Raw genomic sequence first — 6680 nt, forward strand, 5'->3', positions numbered from 1 at the left:
GCCAAAGAATTTGAAACCATCCTGAATATGGGGCGTACCCAGTTGCAGGATGCGGTGCCGATGACATTGGGTCAGGAATTCCACGCTTTCTCTGTGCTGCTTAACGAAGAGAACAAAAACCTGCTGCGCACCGGCGAGTTGCTGCTGGAAGTGAATCTGGGCGCGACGGCCATCGGCACGCGGTTAAACACACCAGACGGTTACCAACAGTTGGCGATACAACGCCTGGCAGAAGTGAGCGGACTGCCGTGCGTGCCTGCCGAGGATTTGATCGAAGCCACCTCCGACTGCAGCGCTTACGTGATGGTACACGGTGCGCTGAAACGTCTGGCGGTGAAGATGTCGAAAATCTGTAACGACCTGCGCCTGCTCTCTTCCGGCCCGCGCGCTGGCCTCAATGAAATCAACCTGCCGGAATTGCAGGCAGGCTCTTCCATCATGCCAGCCAAGGTCAATCCGGTGGTACCGGAAGTGGTCAATCAGGTGTGCTTCAAGGTGATCGGCAACGACACCTGCGTCACCATGGCGTCTGAAGCGGGTCAGTTGCAGCTTAACGTGATGGAGCCGGTTATCGGTCAGGCGATGTTTGAATCTATCCATATTCTTACCAACGCCTGCCACAACCTGCTAGAAAAATGCGTTAACGGCATTACCGCCAACAAAGCGGTATGCGAAGCCTACGTGTTCAACTCCATCGGCATTGTTACCTACCTCAACCCGTTTATTGGCCACCACAATGGCGACATTGTCGGCAAAATTTGCTCCGAAACCGGTAAGAGCGTGCGTGAAGTGGTGCTGGAGCGCGGTCTGCTGACCGAAAGTGAACTGGATGACATTTTCTCAGTACAAAACCTGATGCACCCAGCCTACAAGGCCAAACGTTACACGGATGACAACGACGCGTCTTAAGCGTTCGATCGGTTAACCGCGCCTCACCATCGGGCGCGCTAGCGTTACTCCTGACAGGCACGTCGGCATTTTGCGGGCGTGCCTTTTTTATGGCCTCAGGTTTGCTCATAACCATAAGAATTTCTTATCTAAAAAGGAGCATTACTATGTTTGCCTTTGAGTTGGTTATCGTTTTGTTGGCTATCTACCTCGGTGCACGGCTCGGTGGGATCGGTATCGGTTTTGCGGGCGGTCTTGGCGTTTTGGTTCTGACACTGGTATTTCAAATCAAACCCGGTGCCATTCCCTTCGACGTGATTCAAATCATCATGGCGGTGATCGCCGCCATCGCGGCCATGCAGGTCGCGAGAGGGATGGATTATCTGGTGAGTCTGGCGGAAAAACTGCTACGGCGTCAGCCCAAATACGTCACCTTTTTGGCCCCTGTTGTCACCTATTTTATGACACTGTTGGCGGGAACGGGGCACACAGCGTTCTCAACGCTGCCGGTGATTGCAGAAGTGGCTAAAGAACAAGGGATTCGCCCCTCTCGCCCGTTATCGATTGCCGTTGTGGCGTCGCAAATCGCCATCACTGCCTCACCGATTTCCGCCGCCGTGGTTTTCGTTGCCAGTATTCTTGAGCCGAAAGGCGTCAGCTATCTGCTGCTGCTCGGGATCTGCATCCCTACGACCTTGTGCGCGGTGTTGCTTACCGCCGTGGTAACCAATTTTCTCGGCAAAGAATTGAAAGACGATGAGATTTATCAGGCACGGTTGGCAAAGGGTGAAACCGTGCTGCGCGGCGTCAGCAAGCTGGAGATAAAAACGAGGGCCAGGCGCTCTGTACTGCTGTTTTTAGTGGGTATTGTCGCGGTGATGCTTTACGCCACCGCCATCAGCGACACCGTCGGGCTCATTGCCAAGCCCATACTGCCCCGTAACGAAGCCATTGTGGTCTTTATGCTGACGGTCGCCACCCTGATCTGCATCACCTGTAAGCTGGATACCGCCAAAATCCTCTCTGCCAGCACCTTCAAATCCGGCATGAGCGCCTGCATTTGCGTAATGGGCGTAGCCTGGTTAGGCGATACGTTCGTAAAAGCGCACATCGGTGAAATTCAGGGAACAGCAGGCGCATTGTTGCAGAATTACCCGTGGATGCTGGCGGTAATACTGTTTTTTGCCTCTACCCTGCTCTACTCACAGGTGGCGACAGCCAAGGCGCTGATGCCTGCGGCGTTATTGTTGGGCGTGACGCCAGTCACTGCCGTGGCGTCTTTTGCCGCCGTCTCAGCACTGTTCGTGTTGCCCACTTATCCCACGCTGCTCGCTGCCGTAGAAATGGATGACACCGGATCAACCCGCATCGGCAAATACGTCTTCAACCACGCGTTCCTGGTGCCTGGCGTTCTGGCGATTACGCTATCCGTCATCTTTGGCTTTATTCTGGGGAATCTGGTGCTGTAACGTCCCTCCGGTATTCACCCCGGGCGGCGCGTCGCCGCCCGGCATCCATTCCCCTCGGCCCCCAAAGCAGGGTATAGTACCCCCCAGTTCCTCTTTCACTGGGGTGACCATGGAAAATCCTGCGAGCTGCACCGCCATCGTTGTCCTGTGTACTGCACCTGAAGACCCCATAGCACAACGGTTGGCGACGGATGTGCTCAATGCCGGGCTGGCAGCCTGTGTCACAGTACTGCCTGGCGCGCACTCTTTCTATGTCTGGGAAGGTAAGCTGGAGCAGCAACAGGAAGTGCAACTGGTGATCAAGAGCGATACCTTGCACCAACATTCGCTGCTGCAACGCCTGAAACAACAACACCCTTATCAAACGCCGGAACTGCTGGTAGTTCCGATCACGGATGGCGACAAAGATTACCTGACATGGCTAACCGCATCCTTACGCTGATCCTGCTGTTAAGCACGTTGATCTGCCCCCAACTGGCAGGCGCCTCCCTGTTTGCGCCGTCATCTCCGGTACAAAACAGCCGCTTTCTGACGGTAGATCGCGCATTTGCTTTCGATTTTCAGCAACAGCAAGAGAAGCTGACGCTACGCTGGCAAATCCAACCGGGCTATTACCTCTATCGCGACAAAATCAGTCTTACTCCCAGCCAAGCCGTACTCGGCGACATATCCATACCCGCCGGCCTGCCGCACAAAGACGATTTTTTTGGCGAAGTGGCAATCTTTCGCGATAGCCTAACGGTAACCGTCCCTATTACGCAGAACACAGCGGGCGCAACGGTGCGTGTTACCTATCAGGGCTGCGCCGATTCGGGTTTTTGTTACCCACCTGAAACGCGGGAAATTCCATTAAGTGCAGTGACCGCAGGCCGCCAGCCAACGCCCAGCAATACAGCTCCAACCGTCACTGCACCTGTAGCACCAGCACAGTTGCCATTTTCTCCACTTTGGGCGTTGTTAATCGGTATCGGTGTTGCCTTCACCCCCTGCGTACTCCCGATGTACCCACTGATTTCCGGGCTGATTCTTGGCCGGAAACAGCAACTATCCGCGCGCCGTACCCTGCTGCTGGCGTTCACCTATGTGCAAGGCATGGCGCTGACCTACACGTTGCTCGGCATGATCATCGCGGCAGCAGGGCTGCGCTTTCAGGCGGCGCTACAGCATCCGGCCGTGTTGATCGGTTTGTCACTACTGTTTATCGCACTCGCGCTGTCGATGTTTGGTCTCTATAACCTACAAATGCCCTCCGCCATACAAACCCGTCTGGCACAGTGGAGCAATCAGCAACAAAGCGGCTCTCTTGGCGGGGTCTTTTGCATGGGGGCATTGGCTGGGCTGATTTGCTCGCCCTGCACCACCGCCCCTCTCAGCGCCATCCTGCTCTATATTGCGCAAAGCGGTAATAGTGTCGCCGGTGGCGGCATTCTTTATCTCTACGCGCTTGGCATGGGCTTGCCGCTTATCGCAGTAACCCTGTTTGGCAATCGCTTTTTACCCCGTAGCGGCCCCTGGATGCAGCACATCAAAACCGCTTTTGGGTTTGTCATTCTGGCCTTGCCGATTTTTCTGCTGGAACGCGTTGTAGGCGATATCTTGGGAGCGCGCCTGTGGAGCCTGCTGGTGATTTCCTTCCTGGCTTGGCTGATCATGCTGGGTTTGCGCAGCCATTGGCGCGGTATGAGTTTGATACAACTGCTGCTTTTGATTGGTGCCGTGACCGCCGCTCGTCCACTGCAAGAGTGGCTAATGCCTTCATCAAGCCAAGCCAGCACCGCTCACACCACTTCTCTGCCATTTACACCGGTGCATAATCTGGAGGAAGTAAACCAATCTCTGGCGAGCAGCCAGCGGCCTGCCATGCTGGATTTGTATGCCGACTGGTGTGTAGCCTGCAAAGAGTTTGAGAAGTACACCTTCAGCGATGCGGGCGTCAAACAGGATCTGGCCAGGTTTCAACTTCTTCAGGCGGATGTGACCGCCAACAACGCGCAGCAAAATGCATTGCTAAAAAAATTTCAGGTTATGGGGTTACCAACCATACTCTTTTTTGACAGTAATGGCCGGGAGATTCCCGACTCACGCATTACGGGTTTCATGAATGCCGAGGCGTTCCGGGCACATTTGCAAAAACTGGGGCAATAGGCCACTGCGACGGTGGCGGCCCCAGTCTGAATCAAGGGGGATATCATGCAACTACAGCGGGACGAGGTACTTGATAACGCGCTGATCTTACTGGAACAACAGGGCGTTGCCGCCTTAACGTTAGACACCCTGGCTGAGAAGCACCGCATCACCGCCGAGGCCATGACCGCCTTCTGGCCAGATCGTGAAGCACTCCTCTATGATTGCCTGCGGCATCATAGTCAGCAGGTGGATACCTGTCGGCGTCAGTTGTTGTTGGATGAAGCGCTCTCCGTTGAGGAAAAGCTGCTGGCACGCTATTAGGTATTGTATGAGGCGCTGCAAAACCAGCGCTATCCCGGCTGCTTGTTTATTGCCGCATGCAGTTTCTATCCTGATATCCATCACCCCATCCATCAGATTGCAGAGCGTCAAAAACAGGCATCGCTCCACTACACGCGCGAACTGCTGACGCAGTTGGAGACGGACGATCCTGAAATGGTCGCTCAGCAGATGGAATTGATTCTCGAAGGGTGCCTGAGCCGGTTAATGGTAAAACACCATGCGGATGACATCGCAACCGCCCGCCGCCTGGCGGAGGATGTACTGCGTTTTGCACTATGCCGGAAAAACGGTGCACTGACCTGACAGAACCGGGGCCGTAACGCTGAGAAATGCGTCATCCTGACTGAAAAGTCGGCAATCAACGTGGTTTTGATGCTTTTCCTGCACAAACCCGTTGACGGCAAGCGGCCAATACGGTTTAATGCGCCCCGTTGCCCGGATAGCTCAGTCGGTAGAGCAGGGGATTGAAAATCCCCGTGTCCTTGGTTCGATTCCGAGTCCGGGCACCACTTCTTCAGAGCCTGTTCGTTAAGGGTTGAGATCCTTAACGGGCATGACAAAAGGTCCCCAGCATCATGATGGTAACTTGTCTTACCGCACCGATGTTGAACACAGGACTTAAGAATCCAGAGGATGTTCTCGCATCCTCTGGATTTGTCACATCCATAGAAAATAACTACAGGTAAGGTATTTACCCTCAGAACACGCCTGTGTCAATCTTCTGTAAAGAAAAAGCCGGATTTTTCTCCATGATGTTTATCAGAGATATTAAGCGGCCTCCAGTTCCTCAAGCATGGTTCTCACCCTGTTCAAATCCGTTTCCACGTACTGCAGCGTGACCGCCGGTGTCGAATGACCAAGCAGCTCCTGCGCCATTTTGATATTGCGATCAGGCAGGCTCATCAGGTTGGTGGCAATGGTATGACGGAACCGATGCGGACTGATCGCACAACTACATTCCCGCGACAGCCGACGAAAGAATGCCCTCAAGGGAGGGTGGTCCATGTTGGTGCTGACTTCTTTCCTACGCCCATCAAAACGTGAGACGTTGAATAGCTGGCCATCCATTTTGGCGTCACGCTCAATAGCACGGTTATAAAGGGCTTCCAGGCGTGGCCTCAACTTTGCCGTGATCGGAACCCGGTGCTCGCGGTGGTTTTTGGCTCCCTCTGGGCGCAGGCTGATCCAGCCATTTTCGAGATCAACATCACATAGCCGAATATGCAGCAGCTGGTTTTGACGCATACCGGTACGATGTAGCGCATCCAATACCGTTAACCAGAACCAGGCTGGCCGAAGGGCATTAGGCCTTCCCTGCCCCTTTCCGACTCGCTCATCCGCTTCTTTTGCTTCCATCAGCAGGTAGATTTTACGAATTTGCGCCTCCGTGAGTGTTTTTTTCCGCTTAACGTCAGGTCGGGCGATGACGCCATTAAAAGGATTTTCTCGCTGAAACGTCAATCCCTGTAGAATAGCGTGATTAAAAATCGCCCTCATGTGGGTGACTTTATTATTCCAGGTTGTCTTACTTAACCCTTCATCACCAATAACACGGCGTCGCCAGGTCAGTACCATTTTTTTGTCGACCTGACCAAGCGTGATTGTTTCACCAGAAAAACCGAGAAACGATCTCAGTACTTTCCGGTAACTCCACTCCGTGGCCGGACGCAATGACTTACTGAAAAAATAGTCATCCAATACATCATCGAATGTATTTGTCATATTTTCCTCTAAATAGCTGTTCCTAATACCGCTACACTTTTGCCTGTCCATGTTTTCCACTGGGAAACGGGCTGACGGTTTCCATGAAGCGGCGAACCTTGTTCAGTAACTGCCACATTGAACAGCATTGAT

The 6680-nt window shown here is 53.6% G+C and carries 6 protein-coding genes, 1 tRNA gene and 1 pseudogene; 6 read left to right on the top strand and 2 right to left on the bottom strand.

What is annotated here, in order from left to right; genetic code table 11:
• The 6 genes and pseudogenes from ACTBDZ_RS13530 to ACTBDZ_RS13555 form a co-directional block, all read left to right on the top strand.
• Positions 1-909: lyase family protein (locus ACTBDZ_RS13530; RefSeq protein WP_438815708.1), on the top strand; the 909-nt coding region annotated here is incomplete at its 5' end.
• Positions 910-1055: 146 nt separating this feature from the next.
• On the top strand, positions 1056-2357 hold the full coding sequence (locus ACTBDZ_RS13535; RefSeq protein WP_438815709.1) for an anaerobic C4-dicarboxylate transporter: 1302 nt from the start codon (positions 1056-1058) through the stop codon (positions 2355-2357).
• Between the two features lie 109 nt (positions 2358-2466).
• Positions 2467-2799 carry a divalent cation tolerance protein CutA gene (gene cutA / locus ACTBDZ_RS13540; RefSeq protein WP_438815710.1) on the top strand — a complete coding sequence of 111 codons (333 nt, stop codon included), beginning with the start codon at positions 2467-2469 and terminating at the stop codon, positions 2797-2799.
• Positions 2775-4502, top strand: coding sequence for a protein-disulfide reductase DsbD (locus ACTBDZ_RS13545; protein WP_438815711.1), 1728 nt, complete (start codon positions 2775-2777; stop codon positions 4500-4502). Before cutA ends, ACTBDZ_RS13545 begins: the two co-directional genes overlap by 25 nt.
• Before the next feature lie 45 nt (positions 4503-4547).
• Positions 4548-5129: pseudogene (locus ACTBDZ_RS13550) on the top strand (transcriptional regulator).
• 130 nt (positions 5130-5259) lie between these two features.
• Positions 5260-5335 (top strand) — tRNA-Phe (locus ACTBDZ_RS13555).
• Between the two features lie 259 nt (positions 5336-5594).
• Here ACTBDZ_RS13555 and ACTBDZ_RS13560 read toward each other — a convergent pair.
• Both ACTBDZ_RS13560 and ACTBDZ_RS13565 read right to left on the bottom strand, forming a co-directional pair.
• Positions 5595-6548, bottom strand: a complete 954-nt coding sequence (locus ACTBDZ_RS13560; protein WP_438815712.1) for a tyrosine-type recombinase/integrase — start codon at positions 6546-6548, stop codon at positions 5595-5597.
• A 31-nt stretch (positions 6549-6579) separates the two neighbouring features.
• On the bottom strand, positions 6580-6680 hold a 101-nt coding region (locus ACTBDZ_RS13565; protein WP_438813920.1), incomplete at its 5' end, for a hypothetical protein.

The organism is Symbiopectobacterium sp. (assembly GCF_051710365.1).
Classification (GTDB): Bacteria; Pseudomonadota; Gammaproteobacteria; order Enterobacterales; family Enterobacteriaceae; genus Symbiopectobacterium.

Coding starts and splice junctions, on each gene's coding strand:
- ACTBDZ_RS13535 (WP_438815709.1), top strand. CDS start 1,056: ATGTTTGCCTTTGAGTTGGTTATCGTTTTGTTGGCTATCTACCTCGGT.
- cutA (WP_438815710.1), top strand. CDS start 2,467: ATGGAAAATCCTGCGAGCTGCACCGCCATCGTTGTCCTGTGTACTGCA.
- ACTBDZ_RS13545 (WP_438815711.1), top strand. CDS start 2,775: ATGGCTAACCGCATCCTTACGCTGATCCTGCTGTTAAGCACGTTGATC.
- ACTBDZ_RS13560 (WP_438815712.1), bottom strand. CDS start 6,548: ATGACAAATACATTCGATGATGTATTGGATGACTATTTTTTCAGTAAG.